We start from the raw sequence: 24,430 nt of genomic DNA on the forward strand, positions 1-24,430 counted from the left end.
ATAGCCGGCGCCGCCGGTGCCGCCGCCACCGCCACGGGAGCCATAACCGCCCGCGGAGCCACCGCCGCCGCCGCCCCCGCCGTAACCGCCGTAATAGCCGCCGCCACCGGAACCGCCGCCGCCGCCGCGCCCACCGTAGCTGCCCGACCCACCATCGCCGCCGCCGCCGCCATAGCCCTTGTAGCCCGTCCCGCCGGCGCCGCCGCCGCCACCCTGGCCACCGTAATAGCCGCCGCCGCCGTAACCACCGGCGCCGCCGCGTCCCGATTGCGCCGAGGCCGCGGTCGCGCCCAGGAGGGCGAGAGCCGAGATGACCGTGATCACTGTCACTTTCATGATGATCTCCTGTCCGATGCTGGCTGATGATTGATGGGTAGGCTCTCGTTCCCTCGACACGATCTCACATTGCGAAGACCAGAGTCCGCGCCCCTTGCCCGTCCGGCAAAGCTCGCGAATGCGCAACGCATGACGCCGAACGGCTATTCTCCGCATGTCGGCCTAGCCGACCTCGGCTTGAATGAAGCGTGTTGCTCCCCGTGCCTTGAATGCTTCCTGAATGGAGAATTTTTACGTTGTTCATTGTTTTCATTACGTTATGGCATTGCGCGTCCGAAAGCAAATCAGTCCTCATGGATCGGTCCGGCGAACAGTTTCCTGATTTTCCGTAGAAATTCTTCGATAAACGAGCCGCCACCCGCAGAACGATGTCGATGGGTGGGCCGACCGAGCCATGAATAGGCTCCAAGAGCGGCGGACAAAATCAATGGTGGCGCCCGTATAGCAGCCTCGGTGCCGACGACGATCGCCACCGCCACGGAACGGGCCTGCCACAATGGCACCACAATGCCGCGTCGCGCGACGGATGTGCCTTCAGGGATCGGCGAAACTGTCGGCCGAAGACAATGCCACCGCGAAACTCTTTCTCCCGACCATCGCGTTCCGCCGCAATCTTTCGCTTTGTCGCGGCGGGGAATCCATAAGTCCCGCACTGCGCGCGGTCCATCATGCGCATGATCTGCCCAATCTTTTCAGCCGCACCCTCCGACGGCGATGCTCAGCTCTTGGCTGCCGGCGCAGTATCCAAAATGTCTCATGGGGACCGAAACCTTCCGCGACTCTTTTTCAGGCGGCGCAAGCTCGGCCGTTCGGATGTATCCTCGCCGTATCGAATCAGTTGGAAGACCCACCGCGATGCGACGTCGGCTGTCGGGTGCAATCGGAATCCTCGGGAGCCTGACGTTGGCAACCGCCGCGGGCGCCGCGGACCTGCCCCTCCGGGCGGCGCCCGCGCCCGTCTTCGTCGCGCTGGACTGGTCCGGCTTCTACATCGGCGCCCATCTCGGGACCGTGGTCGATGGGGGCAGGGGGGGCACCTTCGCGAGCGGCGACGGCGGCCTGATTCCCTCCCCGAATTTCGGAGGGCGCGGCGGCCGGACGGGCAACGCGGTCGGCACGCTCGACGGCCGCGATCTCTTCAGCGGCGGTCACGCCGGCTACAACTGGCAGACGGGCAGGCTCGTCGTCGGCGTCGAGGGCGACGTGAGCAGCCTGGGCCGGCTCGACGACATCCTGGTGAGCGGGCGCGCGCGCCTCGGCTTCGGCACGCCCCAATTCCTGATCTATGGCACGGCGGGCATCGCCTACCTGTCCCAGGGCGGCGGTCTCGCCGGCGTGTTCGTGGGCGGGAATGGCGGCGGCGGGGGCAATGGCGGCGCTGTCGCGGGCCTCGGCGGCGATGGCGGCGGGGGCGGCAACGGCTTCAGCACGCTCACGATCCCCGTCTCGGGCGGCGACCGGATCGGCTTCGTCGGCGGCGCCGGGTTCGAGACCCGGCTCTCGCCGCAGGTCGGCGCCGGCATCGAGGCCCTGTACCATGTGTTCGACGGCGCGCCGCTCGGCGGCTTCGCCCGCGACGTCCTCACCGTGCGCGGGCGACTGACCTTCCACCTCACGCCCAGCGACCTGACGGATCCGCCCCGCGAGGCCGGCGACAGCCGCTGGGCGGGCGCTTATGCGGGCGGCCATTTCGGCGCGGCCCACAGCCTGTCGGCCAACGCCATCGACCGCACCGCCCTCGCGCCGGGAGAAGCGGGCGCCCCGGGCACCCGCGGCATCGACGGCGGCGGCGGCGGCGGCGGGGCGGTGGCCTTCGCGGGCCTTCGCCGGAAGCCCTCCGTCATCGGCGGCGTGCATCTCGGCTACAACTGGCAGGCGGGCCACCTCGTCTATGGCGGCGAGGCCGACGCGAGCTTCGCCGACAACGCCACCTTCGAGACCCTCGGCTCGGTCCGCGGACGCCTCGGCTTTCTGAGCGCGGGCGTCCTGTTCTACGGAACCGCCGGCGTCGCCATCAACCGCGACGCGGGCTTCCGCGGCATCTTCGCGGAGAACGGCGGCCCGGGCGGCGATGGCGGCGGGGTCCTCGCCCCACCCGGGGGAGCCGGCGGCACGGGCGGCCGGGCCTTCGCCCTGCGCAACCGGGAGACGCAGGTCGGCTTCGTCGTGGGCGCTGGCCTCGAGGCGAAGATCACCGAGCGCCTGACCGCGGGCGCCGAGGCGCTCTACTACGATCTCGGCGACGCGCGACCGGTCGCCCTGCCGCCGACCGCGGGCCGGTTCTTCACCGCCGGAAGCGGCACCGAGGCCTTCGTGCTGCGCACGCGCCTGTCCTACAGCTTCGCCACGCCCTAACCCCGCAGGGAACGGCCGCACCGGGCGATGGACACCGGGCGATGGACACCGGGCGATGGACTTGCGCCCCCGTTTGGGAGTAAGCCCCGACCCCGTATCCGCCGCGAGGTTCGAGGGAAGGCGACAGCCGTGGTTCAGTCGATGGCCCAGCCGGTCGGCATCGTGCGGGAGGCGATCTTCGCCTTCATCGCGGCCCGCAATCCGGGCCTTCCGCCCGGCTCGGTCACGGGAGAGACCTCCCTCGTGACGAGCGACGCCCTCGACTCCATCGGCATTCTCGACCTGATGATGCATCTCGGCGACCGCTTCGGGGTCGAGATCGACGAGGACAGCTTCGATCTCGCCAATTTCGCGAGCGTCGACACGCTGGCCCATTTCATCGACGACCGCCGCGCCGCCTGATCCCCACGATGGCTCCGAGCCTGCTGCACCACCTGCTCGACGGGGCCGGCGCGGATGATCGGATTGCGGTCGTCGAGGGCGCGCGGACCCTCACCTACGGCGAATTCCGGGCGCGGGTTGCGGCGCTCGCTGCCCGCCTGCGGGGGCTCGGGCTGGCGCCGGGCGACCGGGTCGCGATCCTGCTGCCGAAATCCCTGCGCGAAGGCGTGGCGCTCTTCGCCGTCGCGGCGGCCGGCGGCGTGTTCGTCCCGATCCACCCGTCGTTGCGCCCGCGGCAGGTCCGCCACATCGTCGCCGACAGCGGCGCCCGCGCGCTCCTGACCGACCCGCCCCACGAGGCCGGGCTGGAGGGGGCGCTCGACGATCTGTCCGGATTGCGCATCCTGACGGAGGAAGCGGGCGCGCCGTCCGAATCGCCGCTGGTCCCCGGCGCGCCGGCGCCGCCCGGCCTCGCGGCCATCCTCTACACCTCGGGCTCGACCGGCCTGCCCAAGGGGGTAATGCTCTCCCACGGCAATCTCCTCGCCGGCACCCGCATCGTGCGGACCTATCTCGGCATCGGCCCGGACGACCGCCTCCTCTCGGTGCTGCCGTTCTCCTTCGATTACGGCCTCAACCAGCTCCTCACCGCGGTCGAGCAGGGCGCCCGGACCGTGCTGCTGACGCCGCGCCTCGGCGACGACGTGGTCCGCGCCCTGGAGACCCACCGCATCACCGGGCTCGCGGGCGTGCCGACCCTCTGGACCCTGCTGACCCGGGCCGCGCCGCACCTGGCCAAAGCCGACCTGTCGGCCCTGCGCTACGTGACGAATTCCGGTGGGAGCCTCGCCGTCTCGACCATCGCCCGGCTGCGCGCCCGGCTTCCGCACACCGACGTGGTGCTGATGTACGGCCTGACGGAGGCGTTCCGCTCGACCTACCTGCCGCCGGGGGAGATCGACCGGCGGCCCGACTCGATCGGCCGCGCCATCCCCGAGACCGAGATCTTCCTCGTCACCCCTGACGGGCGCCGCGCCCGGCCGGGGGAGCCCGGCATCCTGCACCATCGCGGGCCGACCGTGTCGCTGGGCTACTGGAACCGGCCGGAGGACACCGCCCGGGTGCTGGTGCCCGACCCGTTCGCGGGCGCGGCGCCCGGCCTGGTCTGCCGCTCGGGCGACCTCGCCGTGGAGGATGCCGACGGCTTCTTCCGCTTCATCGGCCGCGAGGACACGATGATCAAGACGCAGGGGTTTCGCGTCAGCCCGACCGAGGTGGAGGCGGCTCTGATGGAGACCGGCGCCTTCCGCGCGGCGGCCGTGATCGGCCTGCCCGATCCGAGCCTGGGGCAGCGCATCCATGCCGTGACCGTCCCGGTCGAGGATGCGCCGGGGACGGCCGACGTGCTGCAGGCGTTGCGCAAGGCGCTCGCCCCCCACCTCGTGCCGCGCACCATCGAGAGGGTCGAGGCCCTGCCGACGACGCCCAACGGCAAGGTCGATTACAAGCGCCTTACCGCCGAGCGCGCCGCCGCCGAGATCCGGGCCGATGGCTGAGGCGCCCGACCTCGCCGCCGCGTTGATCGCCAAGAATTTTTGGCGCGATGGAGCGGGCGTTCTCCATATCGGCGACCGGCCGCTGACCGAACTCGCCGACGCTTTCGGCACGCCGCTCTTCGTGTACGACGCCGACCTGCTGCGGCGCGCCTATCGGGCGCTGACCACGGCCGTCGTCGGCTTCGCGGAGGTCGACTATTCGGTCAAGGCGAACCCCCATCCGGCGGTGATCCGGGTCTTCCAGGGCGAGGGGGCGGGCGCCGAGATCGCGTCGGGCGCCGAGTTCGACGCGGCCCTCCAGGCTGGCGTTCCCCCGCGAAGGATCCTGTTCGCCGGACCGGGCAAGTCGGCGGCCGACCTCGACCGGGTGATCGCCGGCGGCATCGGCGAGATCCACCTCGAGAACCGCGAGGAGCTCGTTCGCGCGGCGGCCGCGGCCGAGCGCCATGGCGTGACGGTGCGGGTGGCGCTCCGGATCAACCCCGGCGCCACGGCGCAGGGCGGGGCGATGCGCATGGGCGGAAAGCCCTCGCCCTTCGGCTTCGACGAGGAAGAAATGGACGCCGCCGTCGCGGCGGTGGCGGCGCAGCCGCGGCTGCGTCTCATCGGGCTCCATCTGTTCGCGGGCACGCAAGGGCTGAAGGCCGACACGCTGCTCGGCCAATGGGCCTACGGCCTTCGGCTCGCCGCGCAGATGGCCGAAAGAATCGGGCGACCGCTGGAGACGATCGACCTCGGCGGCGGTCTCGGCATCCCGTATTTTTCGGGCGAGACGGCGCTCGACCTCGACGCCCTCCGGGCCGGGTTGCCGCCGCTGATCGCGATGCTGCGCGCCGACCCGCGCCTCGCCGCGGCCCGCGTGGTGCTGGAACCCGGCCGCTTCCTCGCCGGGCCGGCAGGGGTCTACGTGGCGCGGGTCCTGGCGGTGAAGGTATCCCGTGGCCACCGCTTCGTCATCACCGACGGCGGCATGCATCACCATCTGGCGGCGAGCGGCAATCTCGGCCAGATCGTCAAGCGCGACTTTCCCGTGGTGGCGGTGGCGCAGACGGAGCCTTCCGGCGCGGGGGTCTCGCCCTGCACCGTCTCCGGCCCGCTCTGCACGCCGCTCGACGTGCTCGCCCGCGCGGCGCCCCTGCCGGACCTGGCCGAGGGCGACCTCGTCGCGGTGCTGCAATCGGGCGCCTATGGCCTCACCGCGAGCCCGACCGGCTTCCTCAGCCACCCGACCCCGGCCGAAGTGCTGGTGGATGGGGGCCGCGCCGAAGCGATCCGGGCGCGCGGCTGACCCCGGGCGCGATGCCTCGGCTTGGGGGCCCTGGCCGAGCCCTGCGCGCGGATCTGCCAAGGCGACCGTGACCCACCCGCGCGTCGTCAGGCCGGCTCCCGGCCCTCAACCCTGCCGTCGTTCGAAGCGGAACGGTCGGTGCCCCTCCGGGGACGCCCGCATGTCGACCGTCCACAGGCCGCCATCGTCGCCCTGCAGGGTGAAGTGGAGCGCGTAACCGGCTGCGTCGTCACCGGCGCAGGCGCGGACATCGATCTCGTCGAGCCACCACGGTTCCTCCGCGTCCCCGCAGGCCCTTTGCCGGTCGACGAAGAGATCGAGATAGGCCGCTGCCGCGTCGCGACAGGCCGCGAGCGATCCGGCCACCGCCTCCGCCAACGCCGCCTGAGTGGGATTCACCGCGCCGTCCCGGTCGTCGAGATACAGCCGGACCGGCCCGATCTGACCAACCCAGCCGGCCGCTCCCATCCGCGCGTATCGGACCGCCACCGCGCCCCTCCGAGACCCCGCCGTCGCCACTGATCGCCGACCGGCCGGCCGGGTGCAAGCGAGCCCATCGATCCGGGGGTGCCGCCGGGACAGCAAAAAACCCCGGCCTTGCGGCCGGGGCTGAAGTCGGTCTCGAACTTTTAGAAAAAGGCCTAGAAGAAGCCGAGCTTCTTCGAGGAATAGCTGACCAGCATGTTCTTGGTCTGCTGGTAGTGATCGAGCATCATCTTGTGGGTCTCGCGACCGATGCCGGACTGCTTGTAGCCGCCGAAGGCCGCGTGCGCCGGATAGGCGTGGTAGCAGTTCGTCCACACGCGGCCGGCCTGGATGGCGCGGCCGAAGCGGTAGGCACGGGTGCCGTCGCGGGTCCACACGCCGGCGCCGAGGCCGTAGAGCGTGTCGTTGGCGATGGCGAGCGCGTCCTCGTCGTCCTTGAAGGTCGTCACCGAGAGGACGGGCCCGAAGATCTCCTCTTGGAAGATCCGCATCTTGTTGTGGCCCTTGAACACCGTGGGCTGCATGTAGAAGCCCTCGGCGAGCTCGCCCTCGCGCTGGCCGCGGGCGCCGCCGGTGAGGCACTCGGCGCCTTCCTGCTTGCCGATATCGACGTAGCTCAGGATCTTCTCCAGCTGCTCCGAGGAGGCCTGGGCGCCGATCATGGTCGCCGGATCGAGCGGCGAGCCCTGGGTGATCGCCTCGACGCGCTTGATGGCGCGCTCGATGAAGCGGTCGTAGATCGACTCGTGCACGAGCGCGCGGCTCGGGCAGGTGCAGACCTCGCCCTGGTTGAGGGCGAACATCGTGAAGCCTTCGAGCGCCTTGTCGAAGAAATCGTCATCCTCGTTGGCGACGTCGCCGAAGAAGATGTTCGGCGACTTGCCGCCGAGCTCCAGCGTCACCGGGATCAGGTTCTGCGAGGCGTACTGCATGATGAGGCGGCCGGTGGTCGTCTCACCGGTGAAGGCGATCTTGGCGATGCGGGGCGAGGAGGCCAGCGGCTTGCCCGCCTCGAGGCCGAAGCCGTTGACCACGTTGATGACGCCCGGGGGAAGCAGGTCGGCGATCAGCTCCATCACCACGAGGATCGAGGCCGGGGTCTGCTCGGCGGGCTTGAGCACCACGCAATTGCCGGCGGCGATCGCGGGGGCGAGCTTCCACACCGCCATCAGGATCGGGAAGTTCCAGGGGATGATCTGGCCGACGACGCCGAGCGGCTCGTGGAAGTGGTAGGCGACGGTGTCGTGGTCGATCTCGGAGATGCCGCCCTCCTGCGCCCGCACGCAGCTGGCGAAGTAGCGCCAATGGTCGATGGCCAGGGGAATGTCGGCGGCGGTGGTCTCGCGAATCGGCTTGCCGTTGTCCCAGGTCTCGGCCAGCGCGATCAGATCGAGGTTGTCCTCCATCCGGTCGGCGATCTTGAGGAGGATGCGGGCGCGCTCGGCCGGCGCCGTGCGGGCCCAGGCATCCTTGGCGGCGTGAGCGGCGTCGAGGGCGCGGTCGACGTCCTGCGCGTCGGAGCGGGCGACCTCGCAGATCACCTTGCCGGTGATCGGGGAGGTGTTCTCGAAGTAGCGGCCGGCGGCCGGCGCGACCCATTGGCCGCCGATGAAGTTGTCGTAGCGCGCCGAGAAGGGCGACTTCGTCTTGGCTTCGGCTAGGAATTCCGGCTTGTTCATGGGTCTTCCTCCTGGGATTTTTGGTTGGCCGGGGGCGGCGTTCGGCGGCAGAGAAAGCCGAACGGCCGTCAGGATCAAGGTGGACTTTAGGCCAAATCGATCTTGCGGCGCGGCAAGACACGGCAAAGCTTGGTGTTTTTCCGCGAAATCGGAAACGTTCCAGACTTTCCCGACCGACGCCCGGCCTCGCATTCTACTCCCGATCGGGACGCCTGGCGACTCCGCCGCGCGGCCGGGCCGACTCGTCGCGGGCCGTGGCGGGGCGGCTCTCGCCGAGCCGGGGGGCCGGGATGTCGCGGCCGTCCCGGTGCAGCACCAGCCCGGTCGTGTGCCCGGCGCCGTCCTCCTCGAAGGTGATCTGCGCATCGAGGGTCTTGATGAAGAAGACCCGCTCGTCCTCCGGGGCGAGGGGGTGGCGCGGCTCGCCGGTCGCCTGCGCCCAGAGGCGGCCGTTCTCAAGGGTGAGGGTCAGGACGCGGCCCGGCCCCAGGACGTAGCGCCCCGCATGGGCGCTCAGCCGCGCCGGGTCGATCGGCGCCTCGGCACCATCGCCGCGGGGCGCGGCGAGGAGGCGGGCCGCATCGGCCGGGTCGATCCGCGCGGCCACGCGGTCGCGCCCGCCCTGATGCAGCACCAGCCCGTTCGGCCGTCCGTCGGGCTCGGTGTCGAGGGTGATGCGGGCGTCGATCGAGGCCGAGACGAAGGTGCGGTCGCTCTCGGGGGCGAAGGCATGGGCCGGCTGGCCGGTCGCCTGCACCATCAGCCGCCCGCCCTCGCGGCGCAGCGTGAGGAAGGCGCGCGGGCCGAGCCGATAGGTGCCGGCGTAGCGGTCCAGGATGAGGTCTTCGAGCACGATCGGCTCGGGCGGGTTGAGGATTCCGAACCAGAGCGCGGCGAGTTCGCGGGCGATCTTCTGGGCCGGCGTGTTCTCGTTGTTGGCGAGCACGAGAACCGCCAAGCGTTCCTGCGGATAATAGTCGGTCATGGCCAGGAAGCCCGAGACGGCCCCGCCATGCGACCAGAGCGTCCGGCCATGGGCGGCGCCGACATACCAGCCGAAGCCGTAGCCACGCCCGCCATCGTCGAACATCGCCGTGCGGGAGGCCTCGGAGAGGACACGCCCGGAGAACAGCGCTTCGTCCCAGGCGAGCAGGTCGTCGACGGTCGAATAGAGGCCGCCCGCCGCGTAGGCGACGCTGGAGGCCATCGGCGCCGCGTTGCGCCACTGGCCCTGCCCGAACCGGTAGCCCGCCGCCCGGCGGGGCAGGAGGGCGGTGGCGTCGTCGTAGCCGGTGTCCTTCAGGCCGAGCGGGGCGAAGAGGCGCTCGGACAGGTAGCGGGCATAGGGCCGGCCGGACGCGACCTCGATGGCGAGCCCCAGCAGCAGGTAGTTGGTGTTGCTGTACTCCACCCGCTCCCCGGGCGGGAACAGCAGCGGCTCGCCCGTCACCAGCCCGATCAGCGCCTGGGGCGGGCGCTCGATGCGCGAGATCGCCGGCAGGTAATCGGGCAGTGCCGTATAGTTGATGATGCCCGAGGTGTGGTTGAGGAGGTGGCGCACCCGCACGCCCTCCCACGCCTTGGGCGCCTCCGGGTAGAAGCGGGCGACGGGATCGTCGAGGGACAGCGTGCCCGCCTCGGCGAGTTGCAGGATCGCGGCCGCGGTGAACTGCTTCGTCAGCGAGCCGATCCGAAAATGCGTGTCGAGGGTGTTCCGCGCGGCCCATTCGCGGTTGGCCATGCCGTAGGCCCGGCGGAACACCGGCCGCCCGTCCTTGGCCACGAGGATCGCCCCGCTCATCAGGCCGGACTCGCGATAGGGCTCGACCAGGGCGGCGGCGCGCCGGGCGTAGTCGGCCGGCGCCGCTTGGGCAGGGGCCGCTTGGGCAGGGATCGCTTGGGCAGGGATCGCTTGGGCAGGGATCGCTTGGGCAGGGATCGCGAACACAGCGAGGCGCGCGAGGACGACGGTCAGGCGGGCGACATCCAACGGGGCCGGTCTCCGGGGGTCGTGCGGGGCGACGGGGGCAGCCCGCCGGCGCGCATCGGGGGCGCGCCCGGGCGATCACGGTTTCGCCGCGACCCGCTGAGAAAATTTCACGGCTCGGCCGGGGCCGCAACCCGGGCGCGGCCCCGGCCGAGCCGACGCCACAGCGAAAGGCAGACGACCATGACGATCCGTGCGCGCACCCTGCTCGCCGCCTCCCTCGTCGGAGCGGGCCTCGCCGCTTCCTCCCTTCTCGGCCGCGCGCCCGCCCTCGCCCAGAAGGCACCGGAGGCGGCCCCATCCCAACCGGCGGTGCAACCCAAGCCGGCGGCGCCGGCCGAGGCGTCGACGCCCGTCGCCCTGACGCAGGCCCAGATCGACGGTCTGCTCGCCGCCCAGCCGGAGCTGGCCAAGATCGACGGCGGCTCCGCCGACAAGCCCGATCCGAAGGCCGAGGCCAAGGCGCAGGCGGAGGCCGAGGCGATCGTGAAGCGCAACGGTTTCGAGAGCCTGGCGGCGTTCCAGGACGCCAGCGAGAGCATCGACGCGGTGCTGGAGGGCATCGATCCCGAGACCAAGGCCTATGTCGGCGTGACGCCGTTGCTCAAGAAGCAACTCGCGGCGCTCGAGGCCGACAAGGCGATGCCGGCCAAGGACAAGGCGGCGGCGGTCGAGGCGCTGAAGGGCGCCATCGCGGCGGGCGAGCCGGGCGGCAAGCCGCCGGAGGGCAACATCGCCTTGGTGACGCAGAACTACGACACGCTCAACGCGGCCCTCGGACCGGATGACGGCGGGAACGAGACGAACGTCGCCGCCCCGGGCAAGGGCGGACAGGAGGCCCCGGGCAACGCCCCAGGGAAGAAGAAGTAGGCCGCGCCTCGCCCGGCAGCGGGGAGGGGAACGGCGCGCAGACCAGAACGGTCCTCCGGGCGGCAGCCCGAACGGCCCGGCCGGTCAGGCGCCGCCGCGGCCGTCGGGAACGATCGCGGCGCGCGGTGCCTTTCCGCACCGACCCTGCCCGAACCCCTTCTCCACAAGCGGCCGGCCCCCGCGCCCGACCGCCTCAAGGCACCCCACCGTGACACCACCCTCCAGGCCCGTCCCCGGCTCCGCGAGGCCCGCGGCCGGGCCGCCCTGGTCGGGGCCGGGATTTGCCGAGTTCGTCGGCATCGTCGCGCTGATGATGGCGGTCACCGCCATGTCGATCGACAACCTGCTGCCGGCCTTCCCGCTGATCCAGCAGCGGTTCGCGGTGGCCGACGCCAACAGCCTCCAACTCCTCGTTTACGTCTACATGATCGGCTTCGGGCTGGCGCAGATCGTCTACGGACCGGTCTCGGACGCGCTCGGGCGGCGCAAGGTCCTGCTCGTCAGTCTGGCGATCTACGCCGCCGGCTGCGGGCTCGCCATGGTGGCGCCGAGCTTCGAGTGGCTGCTCGCCTCCCGGGTCATCCAGGGCATCGGCGCCGCCGGGGGCCGGGTGCTCGCCACGGCGATCGTGCGCGACCGCTTCGCGGGCCGCGAGATGGCGAGCGTGATGTCGCTCATCATGATGGTGTTCCTGATCGTGCCGATGCTCGGGCCCGCCATCGGCGCCGTGATGCTGCAGTTCGGCTCGTGGATCTACGTCTTCGTCTCGATGCTGGCCCTGAGCGGCGTGCTCGCCCTGTGGTTCGCCGGCCGCATGCCGGAGACCCTGCCTCCGGAGAACCGTCGCCCGCTCTCGCTGGCGGCGACGGGCCAGGCGCTCGCCACGGTCCTGCGCACCCGCGTCGCCATCGGCTATGCCACGGCGCTCGGGCTGATGACCGGCTGCATCATGGGCTATGTCGGCTCGGCCCAGCAGGTGTTCGACACCGGGCTGTACCATCTCGGGCCCCTGTTCCCGGTGGCGTTCGGGCTCGTGGCCGGCGCGATGGGCGCGGCGACGCTGATCAATTCCCGCATCGTGCGCCGCCTCGGCATGCGCACCCTGTCGCATGCGGGCGTCACCGCCTTCACGGCGGTCGGGCTCGTCCAGGTCGGGATCGGGCTGCACTACCAGGGGCAGCCGCCGCTCGCCCTGTTCCTCACGGTGCTGGCGGCGAACCAATTCCTGATCAGCTTCGCGATGCCGAACTTCAACGCCCTGGCGCTGCAACCGTTGGGGGCCATCGCCGGCACCGCCTCCTCGTTCCTGGGCTTCTACACGACGATGCTCGGCGCCCTGTGCGGCTGGCTGATCGGGCAGGCCTTCGACGGCACGGTGATGCCCGTGGCGGTCGGATATGCCGTTCTCGGCAGCCTCTCGCTCCTCGTCGTGGTCTGGACCGAGCGCGGACGCCTGTACCGGGCAGGGATTTCCGGTTGATGATCCGTTCCGCTTAACCGCCGATTCAGCCTGACCGGACAGGCTTTCCGGACAGCTTTCCTGTCTCGGAGCATCCCCCCGTGTTCGGTTCTGCCCAGAACGGCGTGCTTCTCGCCGCCCGCCTCTTCATGGCCGCGGCCCTGCTGCCGACGGGGATCGCCCGGGCGCTCAACGTCTCGGGCTTCGCCCTGACCCTCGCGGGCGCCGGCTGCCCGGCCCCGAACGCCGTCGCGACGGCGGCCGTGATCGTGCAGGTGTTCGGTCCGCTCGCCCTGATCGTCGGCGTGATGCCGCGGGTCACCGGGCTCGCCATGGCCGGGTTCGTCGCCGCGATGGCCGCCCTGCTTCATCCGTTCTGGCAGTTCGTGGGGGCGAGCGCGGCGACCGAACGCACGTTCTTCCTGGCCGATCTCGGGCTGGCGGGCGCCTTCCTGATGTACGCCATGACCGGCCCCGGCGCCTGGAGCTGGCGGGGCTTCTTCGCCGGATCGGGCGACCTGTCCGAGCCGGCCCGCGCCCCGACGGCACCCGCCAAGAGGGCGCCCGTCAAGCGCCCGGCCGGCCGTGCTCCGGCGCGGGCGGCGGCTTAAGGGACCGGCCCGTCGAAGTCGAGCCTTCGCCGGGGCCGGCTTGCACCCCGGCGACGCGGCGCTGACCCGACACCTCGGCGCCCGCATCCGGGGCGAGGCGGCGGAACACGAAGAACGAGCCCGCCGAGATTAGGGCCACGGCCAGGAAGGCGAAGGGAAAATCCTCCGCCCGGAGGCCCGAATGGCCGTGCCAGCCCGCGGCCCCCTCCAGCGCCAGGGCGCCGATGGAGACGCCCAGACTCAGCGACAGCTGCTGGGCGACGCTGGCCAGACTCGTCGCCGCGCTCATCTCCCGCGCCTCGAGGTCGGCATAGGCGATGGCGTTGACGCAGGTGAACTGGAGCGAGCGCACGCAGCCGCCGAGCAGCAGCACGCAGACGATGATCCCGTGCGGGGTCTGCGCCGTGAACAGCCCGTTCACCGCCAGGAAGCCGGCGGCCACCAGGGCGTTCGTCACCATCACCCGGCGGAAGCCGTAGGCGCGCAGGATGCGCGGGCCCACGATCTTGATGAGGAGAGCCCCGGCGGCGGCGGCGAAGGTGATCAGCCCCGAATGGAGCGGATCGAGCCCGAAGCCGATCTGCAGCATCAAGGGCAGCAGGAACGGGATGGCGCCGGTGCCGATGCGGAACAGGCTGCCCCCGGTCACCGCCGCGCGGAAGGTCGGATACCGCAGGAGGTCGAGGCGGATCAGCGGATGTTCAGTGGTTCGCGCATGGCGCAGGTAGAGCCCCATGAGGACGAGGCCGACCGCCATGCAGCCCCAGGAGACCCCGTCGGGCAGGAGATGACGCCCGGTCGCGGCGAAGCCGAGCATCAGCAGCGCCAGCCCCGCGCCCGAGAGCAGGAAGCCGGCAACGTCGAGGGGCGGGCGCTCCGCCTCGCGGATGTCGCCGATATAGAGGCTCGCCAGGACGATGCCGGCGAGGCCGATCGGGATGTTGATGAAGAAGATCCAGCGCCAGTCGGCATAGGTGGTGATGAAGCCGCCGAGCGGCGGCCCGAGGATCGGGCCGATGAGCGCGGGGATCGTCAGATAGGCCAGCGCCCCGACGAGTTCGGATTTCGGGACGCTGCGCAGGATCACGAGGCGCCCGACCGGCACCATCATGGCCCCGCCCATCCCCTGCACGAAGCGGGCGGCGACGAAGCCCGTGAGCGAGTTCGAGGCCGCGCAGGCCAGCGAGCCCGCCATGAACACGCACAGGGCCGCCCGGAAGACGTTGCGGGCGCCGTAGCGGTCGGCGGCCCAGCCCGAGACCGGGATGAAGATCGCCAGACTGACGAGATAGGCGGTCAGCGCGAGCTTGAGGGCGATCGGGTCGGCGCCCAGGCTCGCCGCGATGGCGGGCAGGGCCGTGGCGATCACCGTCGAATCCGTGTTCTCCATGAACAAGGCGGTGGCAACGACGAGGGGAACGATCTGGGCAGGACGCATCGGCGGAAACAAGCGGCGGGCGGCGCGAAGAGTTGCAAGAAGAGTGGCACGGACCGGAGGGCCGGTCGCGTGGGTCGAAGTGTTAGGAATGCCGTGCGAAGCATCGTTGCTCAACGGTCACAGACCGTCGGATACGCCCCGGCGGAGGCCGCCGAGGGGGCTGCCATCCTTCCGGCAGGGGCCCTCTACGGCTAGGCTTACGCCAGACGCGAAACTCCGCCCCGGCGGGCCGCGCGCCGGCCCGCCCTCCGCGAAAGTGAACGATGCTCCTGCGGTCGCAACGAACCCTCGCCACCCCCGCCCGGGCGGCGCGCATCGGCCTGAGTGCGGTGGCCTTCGCCCTGCTCGCGGGTTGCGGCGACGTGGTCCTCACCGACGGTCGCTCGCTCTCGCGCAGCGACCAGTTCATGTCGACCGACGCGGTCGCCTCGGAAGCCAAGCTGTTCATCGACCCGACCCTGCTCTCGACGGTCCGCACCGTGCGGATCGTGCCGACGGCGTTCCAGGAGACCGTGTCCGGCCCCGGCCTCAACCCGGTGGAACGGCGGCTGATCGCCAACGCCGCCGACCGGGCGCTCTGCTACGATCTCTCGCTGCGCTACGACATCGTGTCCTCGGGCCGCGCCGACCTCACCGTGCGCGCGGCGATCACCCGCATCGACCTGACCAACGTGCCGGCGGCCGGCGCCACCATCGCGGCCTCGACCGCGCTCTCCATCGCCGGCCAGGTCGGCGTGGGATTCGCCAACACCATCGGCAAGGTGCCGGTGCCGCGGGTGCCGATCGGGCTCGGCAGCCTCACCATCGAGGCGGAGGCGCTCGACATCCGCAACCGCCAGCGCGCCGCGATGATCTGGGGCGGGGCGGCCAACGCCTTCACGAACCAGGCCCGGTTCTCGGCGGCCTCCGACGCCTACGATCTCGCCGGCGAGTTCGGCCAGGATTTCGGCTCCTACCTCGCCACCGGCAAGGACCCGTTCCGGGGCGAACTGCAGATTCCGACCTACGACCGCGTCCGGATCACCACGCTGGGCGAGGCGCCCCTGGATCCGGATTGCGAGGCCTTCGGCCGCGCCCCCGGCATCGACGGCATCCTCGCCGACTCGATCGGCCTGCCGCCCGACTGGACCGACCGCGGCCCGGGTTTCGCGCGGCCCTGATCGGACGCCGGGCGTCGGAAGCCGGACCTCGGGAGCCGCGTCGACGGCAAGGCCCTCGGGCAACGGTGCGCCCTCGTCCCATCCGCGCGCCGGCTCCGCCAAGCAAGCGATCCTCTACAGGGCGCGCTCCGCCGGCTTTGCCGGCTGCGGCGCGGGCTCGGACGGCTCGGCCCCCTTGCCGACGGTGCGGCGGGCTCGGAACGCGGGCCGCGCATCCTCCTCCTTGCGCCGGAGCATGGCCCGGAACTCGTCCCGGCGCTCATGGATCGAGGCGATGACCTTGCCCATGGGCACGCCGACATCGACGAGCACGGCCTCCGAGAGCTGGAGCGAGGCCTCGATCGTCTCCGGGACCGCGTCGGTGACGCCCATGTCGTAGAGCTGGGTGGCGTGGCGCGCGTCGCGGGCGCGGGCGACGATGGTGAGGTCCGGGCGCTCGGCGCGGGCGGCGAGCACCACCGCCTCGACGGCGCTCGGCGTGTCGAGAGTGACGACGAGGGCCCGGGCCGTGGCGATCTCGCAGCGGCGCAGGATCTCGGGATTGGCCGAATCCCCGAAATAGACCGGGCTGCCGAGCCGCCGGTGCTCGGCGACCCGGGTGGGATCGGCATCGAGGGCGATGTAGGGGATGGCGTGGCGCTTGAGCATCTCGCCGACGAGCCGCCCGACCCGGCCGTAGCCCGCCACGATCACCCGGTTCTGGACCGCCTCGGGCACCGGCTCGGCGCGGGCCCGGTCGAGTTGCGCCCGAGAGACCCGCCGGCCGGCGCGACGCCCGAGGGCGGCGAGCCCCGGAATGGCGATCATGGTCACGGTGGTGACGATGAGGGCCGCACCGCCCACCGGCTCCGGCACCAACCCGGCCCCCATGGCGCCGCCGATCAACACGAAGGCGAACTCGCCGCCGGGGCCGATCAGGAGCGCGGCCTCCAGGGCAACCGCGGGGGCGAGCCCCATGACCCGGGCGCCGGCCAGCATCACCGCCCCCTTGATGACGACGAGGGCGAGGGCGAGACCGAGGATCGCGCCCGGCGCCGCGACGAGCTGGGCCGGGTCGAGGTTCATGCCGACGGAGACGAAGAACACGCCGAGCAGCAGGCCCTTGAACGGATCGATGGTCGCCTCGATGGCGCGGCGATACTCGGTCTCGGCGAGGAGGAGCCCGGCCACGAAGGCCCCGAGGGTCATCGACAGGCCGCTCGCGGCGGCGACGAGGGCGGTCGCCACGATGACGAGCAGGCAGGCGGCCATGAAGAGTTCGGGCGAGCGGGTCCGCGCGACGAGCTGAAACAGCGGGCGCAGGGCCACGCGCCCGGCGACCACGATCAGGACCAGAGCCACCGCCGCCTGCCCGAGCGCCAGAGCCAGGGCGCCGCCGAGATCACCGCCATCCTTGCGCCCGAGCACCGCGATGGCGAACAGGATCGGGGCGACGGCGAGATCCTGGAACAGCAGCACCGCGAAGCTGGTGCGGCCCGCGGGCGTGCCGAGCCGCTTCTGCTCGGCCAGCACGGGAACCACCACGGCGGTGGAGGAGAGGGCGAGGGCGAGGCCGACCAGCACGGCGCCCGCCACCGGCTGGGCGAGGGCGATCAGGATCGCGGCGAGGATCGCGGCGGAGGCGATCACCTGGATCGAGCCGAGGCCGAAGACGAGCCGGCGGAGCACCCGCAGGCGCTCCCAGGACAGCTCGACCCCGATCATGAACATGAGGAAGATCACCCCGAATTCGGCGAGATGGGCGATCTCGGAGCGGTTGCCGATGGTGAAGGGCGCGAGCCAGGCATAGCGCTCGGCGAACCGGCCCAGGCCGAACGGTCCGAGCAGCGCCCCCGCCCCGATGAAGCCCAGGACCGGACTCACCCGGAGCCGGTGGAACAGCGGCACCACCACCCCCGCGGTGACGAGGAAGAGGATCGCTTCCTTGTAGCCGCCCGCAGACGCGCCGGCCTCGGCGGCGATCTGGGTGGCGGCCTGCACGGGAACGGTCATCGGGGATCGCGATACAATTGGAAGTCGACGGGAGCCGCTCACGCCGCGGAGGCGAAGAACGGAACGGGCGCGGTATCATGAGTGGCAGTCGCACGGGGGAGCAACCGTTTTCATCCCGGCCGGGTGACGATCTTTGCAGCGCGGCAACAGGCACCGCGCTTGTCCACCGATCATCGGCGCAGCCGGCACAACTTCGGCACAACTTCGGCACAATACCCGCTTACGCTTCGGTAACGTGATGTTAGGAGGTGGCGGAATTCGCCGCCCGCCAGAGGCCGATAAGACCCATGCTGCAGAGGACGCCGCCGAACCGGGACGTCGCACGCGAACGGCGCGAATGGGCGCTCGACCAGAACCGCTGGAAGCATGAGCGCGACGTCGAGCGCGGCTACCGCATCAAGTGGGGCTACGTGTCGATCGCCTACCTCGTCGAGTTCATGGTGATCGGCGCTTCGCTCGCGGGCGCGTGGCTGTTCGCGGATTATTACAGCGACGGCGACAACCGCGCCTTCCACTTCATGCTGCTGGCGCCGCTGGTCTACGCCGCGGTCGAGCTGTGCCGCGTGCCGCTCGGCATCCTGGCGCGCACCCAGCGCTCGTGGTTCGTGAAGGGGCTCGCGATCCTCGGCATCATCTTCGCCGCGGGCGTGACCACCAAGTCGGTCTCGCAGCTCGGCGAGATGATGTTCCATCCCCGCCTGATGGACGCGGCCAAGGCCAAAACCGCCCTCAAGGACGCCCAGGCCGACCGCGACAGCATCGACACGCGGATCGCCGCCGCCAATGCCCGGGTCGAGCAATACGCGACCGAACTCGAACAGATCGAGAAGCGCTCCGCCGAGAACGCTTCGCAGCTCGCCGGACTGCCTGCTCAGCGCTGCGAGCGCGTCTACGGCACCAACAGCCGGGGCGTGCGCTACTCGAACCTGAAATGCGTCACCGACCCGCGCACCGCGACGCTGAACGCCGCGGTGTCCAAGGCCGGCACCGATCGGGGCGCCGTGGTCAAGGAGCTGGAGGAGGCGCGCAAGGCCCGCGGCCTGCTCGACCGGGGGGCCGCCGACCGCAAGGTGGCCGATGCCGAGCAGACCTACCGCAATGCGGTCAACCGCTCGCAGCTCCACTCCTTCACCGCGATGGTCTACGGCGTCGACCCGATCGACGTGAGCGACGCGCAGGTCCACGCCTTCCTGCGCATCTTCGTGTTCGTGCCCGCCCTCTGCGCCGCCTTCGCCTCGACGATCCTGGCGCTCTCGGCGGTCTCGGTGCGCAAGACCTTCATGGACGAGGACGACCTCGGCGCCTCCGTGAACGCGGAGGCGGCCCCCTACCTGCTCGCCTCGGTCGCCGAGACCGTGCGGCAGGAGATGGCGACCAATCCGCTCAAGCCCGCAACGCGGGAAGGCTCCGTGATTCCGCTCGACCGCCGCACCGCCCCGGTCGTGCCGCCGAGCCCGCCGACCTCCGTGCCCGCCTCCGCCTGAGCTTTCCGACGAGTCCGCGCCCATGAGCATCCTCACCGACGGCACGCACGAGAACATCGTCCTGGCGCAGAATGTGAACGGCCGCCTGCGCGCGGAGGCCCGCATGGCCTTCGCCCGGTCTTTCCTGCTGAGAGCGACCGGAGCAGGCGCCTTCCTGGCCCTGGCGGGCGCCGGGTTCGGCGCCGCCTCCTACGGCTACGCCACCCTCAACCAGTTCGACACGGCGGCTGAGAAGATCGCGAGCGCCATGCAGACGGCGCTCGCGGACGTCACGCTCAAGACCAAGGGCGAGGTCACGCTGACCGACACCACCCTCCGGCTCGAGGGGGTGCCGGCCCAGCGGGCGGACGCCGCGCCGACGCCGACCAAGGCGCAGCTCGGCACCGAGGCCGCCCCGGCCTCCCGGGCCCCGGTCAACACCACCTTTACGGTGTTCAAACAGGTGCCCTATCTCGACGGTCAGATCGTCACCGGCTGGAACTTCAAGGCCAGCGAAGACAAGCCCTACCAGCAATACTGCTACTTCTCGCGCCGCTCGAGCGAGTCGAAGGGCCAGGTCGAGATCAAGATCGACCTCGCGATGGATGGCAAGACTCTGCCCCAGCCCCAGAAATCGGACGTGAATCTGGGCATTCTCGCCACCAACTGCGTGTGGCACGACGGGAAGACACTGTAGCGGAACCGGTCCCCGGCGCCTTTCAGGCGGGACCGCCTCGACGACGCGCGGCGCGAACCCGACGGCACGGACCGGTTGCCGAGCGGCGCCGCCGCGGGTTAGACCATCGTCCTGGACATGGGATCCGGGACGTTTCTCTAACCTGATGCGTCGTATCGGCTTTTCCTGAGAGCCGGCGTCCGTCTCCCGGGCCGATGCCACCGTCCAGCCGGACCCCGATCCCACGCGAGCCCCCATGCGATTCACCGGAACCGACACCTACGTCGCGCCGCCCGACCTCACCATTGCGGTCAACGCCGCCATCGTCCTAGAGCGCCCCCTCCTCGTGAAGGGCGAGCCCGGCACCGGCAAGACGGTGCTGGCGGAGGAGATCGCCCGGGGCCTCGGCGCGCCGCTGCTCACCTGGAACGTCAAGTCGACCACCAAGGCGCAGCAGGGGCTCTACGAGTACGATGCGGTCTCGCGCCTGCGCGATTCGCAACTCGGCGACCCGCGGGTGTCGGAGATTGCGAACTACATCCGCCGCGGCAAGCTGTGGGAGGCCTTCACGGCGCCGGTACGGCCCGTGCTGCTGATCGACGAGATCGACAAGGCCGACATCGAGTTCCCCAACGACCTCTTGACCGAACTCGACCGGATGGAGTTCCACGTCTACGAGACCGGCGAGACGGTGCGGGCGGCCGTGCGCCCGATCGTCATCATCACCTCGAACAACGAGAAGGAGCTGCCGGACGCGTTCCTGCGGCGCTGCTTCTTCCACTACATCAAGTTTCCCGACGCCGAGACGCTGAACCAGATCGTCGCGGTGCATTATCCGGGCATCAAGCACCGCCTCGTCGAGGAGGCGCTGCGGGTCTTCCTGGAAACGCGCGAAGTGCCGGGCCTCAAGAAGAAACCCTCGACCTCCGAGTTGCTCGACTGGCTCAAGCTCCTCGTCGCCGAGGATATCTCGCCCGAGACCCTGCGCGAGCGCGATCGCACCAAGCTGATCCCGCCCCTGCACGGAGCGCTGCTCAAGAACGAGCAGGATGTCAGCCTGTTCGAGAAACTCGCCTTCCTGACGCGCCGGGAGGGCCGGGGCGGCTGAGCGCCCCGGCCCGGTCGGCCGGGCTCAGTTCGCCCGGCGCGAGACGGAGACCGCGTAGGCCGGCGAGCGGATCGCGAACATCGGGTCGTCGGCCGGGCCGGCAATGCCCTCGGGCAGGTCGACCACCGGGTCGAAGGTGCGGGCGTCGCAGGTGGCGTCGGGCTCGATTCCCGTGATCGCGAGGGTGCCGAGCGTCTCGGTCCTGCGCTGGTCCTCCGGCCACGCCACCGTCGGATCGCTGGTCGTGTCGCCCGCCTCGGCCAGGATCGCCACGAGGTCGAACCGGGCCGGGCCCCTGGCCAGACGCTCTTTCAGCTCCTCGGCATAGAAGCTGTCGGGCTTGGCCTTCACCTCCTCGTCGGTCAGGCCGGCCTTGTCGGCCGAGACGAACTTGAGACGGGCGATCTTGGTGTCGCCCTTGGCGTTCGTCAGCGTGTAGGCGTGGACCGCCCAGTAATCGACGCCCGCGAAGCTCGCCGGAACCGGCCGGGCGTTGAGCCAGCCGGCCTGGCGCGTCGTCTCCGGATTGGCGGCCGAGAACGCCTTCACCTTCTCGGCATCCGGCTTGCCGTCGGGACCGGGGGCGCGGACCTGCAGGAACTCGAGGAGCTGGGCCGGGGTCTTGGTCGAGAAGACCGGCGCCGAAATCGTCACGAACACCATGTCGCCGGAGGCCTCGCTCATCCGCATGGCAAAGCCACGGGTGACGGGCTTGGCCTTGTCCGACACCTTCGGATTGCTGCCGCCCATGGAGAAGCGGGCGGTCACCGGCACCGCTTTCGCGAAATGCGGGGCCTTCGACAGCGCGGCCGCGCCCGAGGCGGGCGTGAACGTGCCCTTGAGGCAGACACCCTTGGCGCCGCTGGCGCGCACGCCGGTGTGGTTGCCGCCGGCCGCGAACTGCCCCGCGACGATGGCCGCGGGGTCGGCCTCCTCCGCCTGCGCCGCGGTGAGGAGAAGGCCGGTCGCGGCGAGGCCGCCGAGCAGCGCGCGAGTTCGGTTCATGATCGTGGGGTCCCCTCACCGTGGAATCGCGCTAGAGAGCGCGTGCCCACTCTTGGATTGCGCGCAATCTTTTTGCAAGCGCCGCGCCCGTCACGGCCGCGTCATCGCCCCGTCCGGGCCCCGTCCGGGCCACGGGCCGCGCCGCGGTGTCGATTTCTCCCGCCGCCCCAGATAAGCCGGCGTCGCCCCTCCCGCGCGGTGCCACTTCATGAAGACGAAAAAACTCGGCCGCACCGGCCTCGACGTGTCGCCCCTGTGCCTCGGCTGCATGACCTACGGGGTGCCGGAGCGCGGGCCCCATTCCTGGACCCTGCGCGAGGAGGAGAGCCGGCCGCTGATCCGCAAGGCGGTCGAGCTCGGCATCAACTTCTTCGACACGGCCAACTACTATTCCGACGGCACCTCCGAGGAGATCGTCGGCCGCGCGTTGAAGGACTTCGCCGATCGCGACAGCATCGTGCTCGCCACCAAGGTCTATTACCCGCTCACCGACCGGCCGAACGCGGGCGGCCTCTCGCGCAAGGCGATTTTCTCCGCCATCGATGCCTCGCTGAAGCGGCTCGGCACCGACTACGTCGATCTCTACCAGATCCACCGCTGGGATTACGCCACGCCGATCGAGGTGACCCTGGAGGCGCTGCACGACGTGGTGAAGGCCGGCAAGGCCCGCACGATCGGCGCCTCGTCGATGTTCGCGTGGCAATTCGCCAAGGCGCTCTACACCGCCGACCTCCACGGCTGGACGCGGTTCTCCACGATGCAGAACCATCTCAACCTGCTCCACCGGGAGGAGGAGCGGGAGATGCTGCCGCTCTGCGCCGACCAGGGCATCCCGCTCCTTCCGTGGAGCCCGCTCGCCCGCGGGCGGCTGACCCGGGATTTCGATGCCGGCAGCGCCCGGCAGGAGAGCGACCTCGTTGGCAAGGGGCTCTACGACGCGACCGTCGAGGCCGATCGCCAGGTCGTGGAGGCGGTGGCCGAGGTGGCGCGGGCGCGGGGCGTCTCGCGGGCGCAGGTGGCGCTCGCCTGGGTCCTGCAGACGCCGGGCGTGGCCGCACCGATCGTCGGCGCCTCCCGGCCCGAGCATCTCGACGACGCGGTCGCCGCCCTCGATCTCGTCCTCACGCCGGAGGAGATCGCGCGGCTCGAGGCCCCGTACGTCCCCCACGCCGTCGTCGGGTTCCGTTGATGCGCCGCCTTCTGCTGCTCCGCCACGCCAAGTCCGCCTATCCGCAGGGCGTGGCCGATATCGACCGGCCCCTCGGGGGCCGTGGGCACGAGGCGGCGCCGCTGATGGGCGACTACATGGCCCGCGAGGGTCTGCGGCCCGACCACGTTCTCGTCTCGCCCGCCCGCCGCACCCAGGAGACCTGGGCGGCGATCGCGCCGCTCCTGGAGGCCCCGCCGCACGAGACGGTGCCCTCGATCTACGAGGCCGCCTCGGCGCGCATCCTCGACGCGATCCGCTCCGCGCCGGACACGGCCCGGACCCTCCTGGTGATCGGCCACAATCCGGGGCTCGCCGAGGCGGCTCTCCGCCTCATCGGCACGGGGCCGCCGGCGCTGCGTCGTGACCTGCGCGAAAAATTTCCGACGGCGGCCCTCGTCGTGATCGGGTTCGAGGAGGGGGCCTGGGCGACGCTCGCCGAGGGAGCCGGAGACCTCCTGCGTTACGTGCGCCCGCGCCAGCTCGCGGCGGAGATGGACGACGACTGATCCCGCGCCGCGAGGGGGCAGGACCGCGGGTCGTCTCCCTCGCATCCGGCGTCCGAGAGGCGCCCCGTCTTCGCGCAGACCATCTTCGCGCAAGCCGTCTTAGCGCGAAGTTGGGCGAACCCTTGTCCCGCATCCGCCGTTTCCCCGATACGGCCGAGTTCACGCCGTCCGCCCGGAGATGCCGTGCTCCTCGAAGCGCTCCTCGCCCTGACCATGCTGCCGCGGCAGGCCGAGGCCCTCGGGCAGGCCGCGACCGCGGCCGCGCGGGCGCGCCTTCCCGTGCTCGCGCAGGCCGAGGCGCCGCCGCCTTCGCCGCCGAGCTTCAGCTTCGTGGCGCGGGCGGTCTCGAACTGGCGGGAGGAGGCGGGCGCCCATCTCGCCCCGGCCTCCCTGGCCTTCGTGGTCCGCCACGCGGCGGCGGAGCCGAACTTCGTCGCCCGCTGCGTGCGGCTCAACAATTACTGGTGCATCAAGCAGGCCCGCTGGAACGGCGAGCTCGGGGGCGATGCCGAGGGGCATACCGGATTCGCCACCGCCGCCGACGGGGCCGATGCCGCCGTGCAGCTTCTGCGCCGCTACCAGCGCGATTACGGACGCCGCACGGCGCTGGCGATCGTGCGGCGCTGGGCGCCCGCCGAATGCGGGATGCCCCGTCCCGTCGCCCGCGCGGCGGCCCCGCGGGGGCGGATCGCGGCTCCCGCCGTCTCGGCGGACCTCGCGCCGAAGGGGCTCGGCCGGACCCTGCGCGCCCGCTTCCTCGCACGCCACGGCCGGGGCGGAGTGGCGCGGGCCCTCCCGCCGCCGACGGGCGGGTTGCGGGTCCAGCCGTGGTCGGCCCGGGCGCGCCTCGCCGGCCATCCGGGC

20 protein-coding genes and 1 pseudogene are annotated in these 24,430 nt (G+C 71.2%); 14 read left to right on the forward strand and 7 right to left on the reverse strand.

What is annotated here, in order from left to right; genetic code table 11:
- Positions 1-336, reverse strand: a 336-nt coding sequence (locus LW587_RS24240) for a hypothetical protein (protein WP_442919144.1), incomplete at its 3' end; no start/stop codon positions are given.
- A gap of 903 nt (positions 337-1,239) precedes the next feature.
- On the opposite strand from LW587_RS24240, the gene LW587_RS12930 reads away from it, so the two are divergent.
- From LW587_RS12930 to LW587_RS12945, 4 genes are all read left to right on the forward strand, one after another.
- Positions 1,240-2,691 (forward strand): outer membrane protein, encoded by a 1,452-nt coding sequence (locus LW587_RS12930; RefSeq protein WP_232630022.1) that lies wholly within the window; start codon positions 1,240-1,242, stop codon positions 2,689-2,691.
- Between the two features lie 141 nt (positions 2,692-2,832).
- Positions 2,833-3,093, forward strand: coding sequence for an acyl carrier protein (locus tag LW587_RS12935; protein ID WP_332839835.1), 261 nt, complete (start codon positions 2,833-2,835; stop codon positions 3,091-3,093).
- A gap of 8 nt (positions 3,094-3,101) precedes the next feature.
- A complete protein-coding gene (locus LW587_RS12940) occupies positions 3,102-4,628 on the forward strand; it encodes an AMP-binding protein (RefSeq protein ID WP_232630005.1) in 1,527 nt (508 codons plus the stop codon).
- The gene (locus LW587_RS12945; protein ID WP_232630006.1) at positions 4,621-5,916 is read left to right on the forward strand and encodes a type III PLP-dependent enzyme; all 1,296 of its coding nucleotides are present in this window, start codon (positions 4,621-4,623) and stop codon (positions 5,914-5,916) included. Before LW587_RS12940 ends, LW587_RS12945 begins: the two co-directional genes overlap by 8 nt.
- A gap of 105 nt (positions 5,917-6,021) precedes the next feature.
- On the opposite strand, the gene LW587_RS12950 is transcribed toward LW587_RS12945, so the two are convergent.
- The 3 genes from LW587_RS12950 to LW587_RS12960 all read right to left on the reverse strand — a co-directional run bounded on the left by LW587_RS12950 (position 6,022) and on the right by LW587_RS12960 (position 10,071).
- Entirely contained in the window at positions 6,022-6,405 is a 384-nt protein-coding gene (locus LW587_RS12950; RefSeq protein WP_232630007.1) for a hypothetical protein, read from the reverse strand.
- Positions 6,406-6,557: 152 nt separating this feature from the next.
- Positions 6,558-8,081: an aldehyde dehydrogenase gene (adh, locus tag LW587_RS12955; RefSeq protein WP_232630008.1), complete on the reverse strand. Its 1,524-nt coding sequence runs from the start codon at positions 8,079-8,081 to the stop codon at positions 6,558-6,560.
- Between the two features lie 193 nt (positions 8,082-8,274).
- A complete protein-coding gene (locus LW587_RS12960; protein ID WP_232630009.1) occupies positions 8,275-10,071 on the reverse strand; it encodes a serine hydrolase in 1,797 nt (598 codons plus the stop codon).
- Positions 10,072-10,251: 180 nt separating this feature from the next.
- Between LW587_RS12960 and LW587_RS12965 the strand changes: the two genes are divergently transcribed.
- The 3 genes from LW587_RS12965 to LW587_RS12975 all read left to right on the forward strand — a co-directional run bounded on the left by LW587_RS12965 (position 10,252) and on the right by LW587_RS12975 (position 13,008).
- Positions 10,252-10,938, forward strand: coding sequence for a hypothetical protein (locus LW587_RS12965; RefSeq protein ID WP_232630010.1), 687 nt, complete (start codon positions 10,252-10,254; stop codon positions 10,936-10,938).
- A 313-nt stretch (positions 10,939-11,251) separates the two neighbouring features.
- Positions 11,252-12,418, forward strand: coding sequence for a multidrug effflux MFS transporter (locus LW587_RS12970; protein WP_232630021.1), 1,167 nt, complete (start codon positions 11,252-11,254; stop codon positions 12,416-12,418).
- Between the two features lie 80 nt (positions 12,419-12,498).
- Positions 12,499-13,008, forward strand: coding sequence for a DoxX family protein (locus LW587_RS12975; protein WP_232630011.1), 510 nt, complete (start codon positions 12,499-12,501; stop codon positions 13,006-13,008).
- Here the strand turns inward: LW587_RS12975 and LW587_RS12980 are convergent.
- Positions 12,965-14,446 (reverse strand): MFS transporter, encoded by a 1,482-nt coding sequence (locus LW587_RS12980; RefSeq protein WP_232630012.1) that lies wholly within the window; start codon positions 14,444-14,446, stop codon positions 12,965-12,967. The two genes, LW587_RS12975 and LW587_RS12980, sit on opposite strands and share 44 nt — an antisense overlap.
- A 263-nt stretch (positions 14,447-14,709) precedes the next feature.
- Between LW587_RS12980 and LW587_RS12985 the strand changes: the two genes are divergently transcribed.
- A complete protein-coding gene (locus LW587_RS12985; protein ID WP_232630013.1) occupies positions 14,710-15,606 on the forward strand; it encodes a DUF3313 domain-containing protein in 897 nt (298 codons plus the stop codon).
- Between the two features lie 114 nt (positions 15,607-15,720).
- On the opposite strand, the gene LW587_RS12990 is transcribed toward LW587_RS12985, so the two are convergent.
- Positions 15,721-17,598, reverse strand: a complete 1,878-nt coding sequence (locus tag LW587_RS12990; protein ID WP_232630014.1) for a cation:proton antiporter domain-containing protein — start codon at positions 17,596-17,598, stop codon at positions 15,721-15,723.
- A gap of 287 nt (positions 17,599-17,885) precedes the next feature.
- On the opposite strand from LW587_RS12990, the gene LW587_RS12995 reads away from it, so the two are divergent.
- From LW587_RS12995 to LW587_RS13005, 3 genes are all read left to right on the forward strand, one after another.
- The gene (locus LW587_RS12995) at positions 17,886-19,082 is read left to right on the forward strand and encodes an ATPase (protein ID WP_232630015.1); all 1,197 of its coding nucleotides are present in this window, start codon (positions 17,886-17,888) and stop codon (positions 19,080-19,082) included.
- A 22-nt stretch (positions 19,083-19,104) separates the two neighbouring features.
- Positions 19,105-19,758, forward strand: a complete 654-nt coding sequence (locus LW587_RS13000) for a hypothetical protein (RefSeq protein WP_232630016.1) — start codon at positions 19,105-19,107, stop codon at positions 19,756-19,758.
- A gap of 235 nt (positions 19,759-19,993) precedes the next feature.
- The gene (locus LW587_RS13005) at positions 19,994-20,845 is read left to right on the forward strand and encodes an AAA family ATPase (RefSeq protein WP_232630017.1); all 852 of its coding nucleotides are present in this window, start codon (positions 19,994-19,996) and stop codon (positions 20,843-20,845) included.
- Positions 20,846-20,869: 24 nt separating this feature from the next.
- Here the strand turns inward: LW587_RS13005 and LW587_RS13010 are convergent, their stop codons facing one another.
- The gene (locus LW587_RS13010; protein ID WP_232630018.1) at positions 20,870-21,850 is read right to left on the reverse strand and encodes a catalase family peroxidase; all 981 of its coding nucleotides are present in this window, start codon (positions 21,848-21,850) and stop codon (positions 20,870-20,872) included.
- Positions 21,851-22,058: 208 nt separating this feature from the next.
- Between LW587_RS13010 and LW587_RS13015 the strand changes: the two genes are divergently transcribed.
- From LW587_RS13015 to LW587_RS13025, 3 genes and pseudogenes are all read left to right on the forward strand, one after another.
- Complete coding sequence (locus tag LW587_RS13015; protein WP_232630019.1) at positions 22,059-23,039, forward strand: aldo/keto reductase; 981 nt, start codon at positions 22,059-22,061, stop codon at positions 23,037-23,039.
- Positions 23,039-23,566: a SixA phosphatase family protein gene (locus LW587_RS13020; protein ID WP_232630020.1), complete on the forward strand. Its 528-nt coding sequence runs from the start codon at positions 23,039-23,041 to the stop codon at positions 23,564-23,566. The genes LW587_RS13015 and LW587_RS13020 overlap by 1 nt, the downstream gene beginning before the upstream one ends.
- A 183-nt stretch (positions 23,567-23,749) precedes the next feature.
- Positions 23,750-24,430: pseudogene (locus LW587_RS13025) on the forward strand (hypothetical protein); the annotation flags it as partial.

Origin of the sequence: Methylobacterium sp. Leaf118 (genome assembly GCF_920984675.1) — a bacterium.
In the GTDB taxonomy this organism is placed as follows: Bacteria; Pseudomonadota; Alphaproteobacteria; order Rhizobiales; family Beijerinckiaceae; genus Methylobacterium.

Bases quoted from the DNA above. Each gene is read 5' to 3' on its own strand.
- LW587_RS12935 (WP_332839835.1), top strand. From the start codon at position 2,833: ATGGCCCAGCCGGTCGGCATCGTGCGGGAGGCGATCTTCGCCTTCATC.
- LW587_RS12940 (WP_232630005.1), top strand. From the start codon at position 3,102: ATGGCTCCGAGCCTGCTGCACCACCTGCTCGACGGGGCCGGCGCGGAT.
- LW587_RS12945 (WP_232630006.1), top strand. From the start codon at position 4,621: ATGGCTGAGGCGCCCGACCTCGCCGCCGCGTTGATCGCCAAGAATTTT.
- adh (WP_232630008.1), bottom strand. From the start codon at position 8,081: ATGAACAAGCCGGAATTCCTAGCCGAAGCCAAGACGAAGTCGCCCTTC.
- LW587_RS12965 (WP_232630010.1), top strand. From the start codon at position 10,252: ATGACGATCCGTGCGCGCACCCTGCTCGCCGCCTCCCTCGTCGGAGCG.
- LW587_RS12970 (WP_232630021.1), top strand. From the start codon at position 11,252: ATGGCGGTCACCGCCATGTCGATCGACAACCTGCTGCCGGCCTTCCCG.
- LW587_RS12980 (WP_232630012.1), bottom strand. From the start codon at position 14,446: ATGCGTCCTGCCCAGATCGTTCCCCTCGTCGTTGCCACCGCCTTGTTC.
- LW587_RS12985 (WP_232630013.1), top strand. From the start codon at position 14,710: ATGCTCCTGCGGTCGCAACGAACCCTCGCCACCCCCGCCCGGGCGGCG.
- LW587_RS12990 (WP_232630014.1), bottom strand. From the start codon at position 17,598: ATGACCGTTCCCGTGCAGGCCGCCACCCAGATCGCCGCCGAGGCCGGC.
- LW587_RS12995 (WP_232630015.1), top strand. From the start codon at position 17,886: ATGCTGCAGAGGACGCCGCCGAACCGGGACGTCGCACGCGAACGGCGC.
- LW587_RS13000 (WP_232630016.1), top strand. From the start codon at position 19,105: ATGAGCATCCTCACCGACGGCACGCACGAGAACATCGTCCTGGCGCAG.
- LW587_RS13005 (WP_232630017.1), top strand. From the start codon at position 19,994: ATGCGATTCACCGGAACCGACACCTACGTCGCGCCGCCCGACCTCACC.
- LW587_RS13010 (WP_232630018.1), bottom strand. From the start codon at position 21,850: ATGAACCGAACTCGCGCGCTGCTCGGCGGCCTCGCCGCGACCGGCCTT.
- LW587_RS13015 (WP_232630019.1), top strand. From the start codon at position 22,059: ATGAAGACGAAAAAACTCGGCCGCACCGGCCTCGACGTGTCGCCCCTG.
- LW587_RS13020 (WP_232630020.1), top strand. From the start codon at position 23,039: ATGCGCCGCCTTCTGCTGCTCCGCCACGCCAAGTCCGCCTATCCGCAG.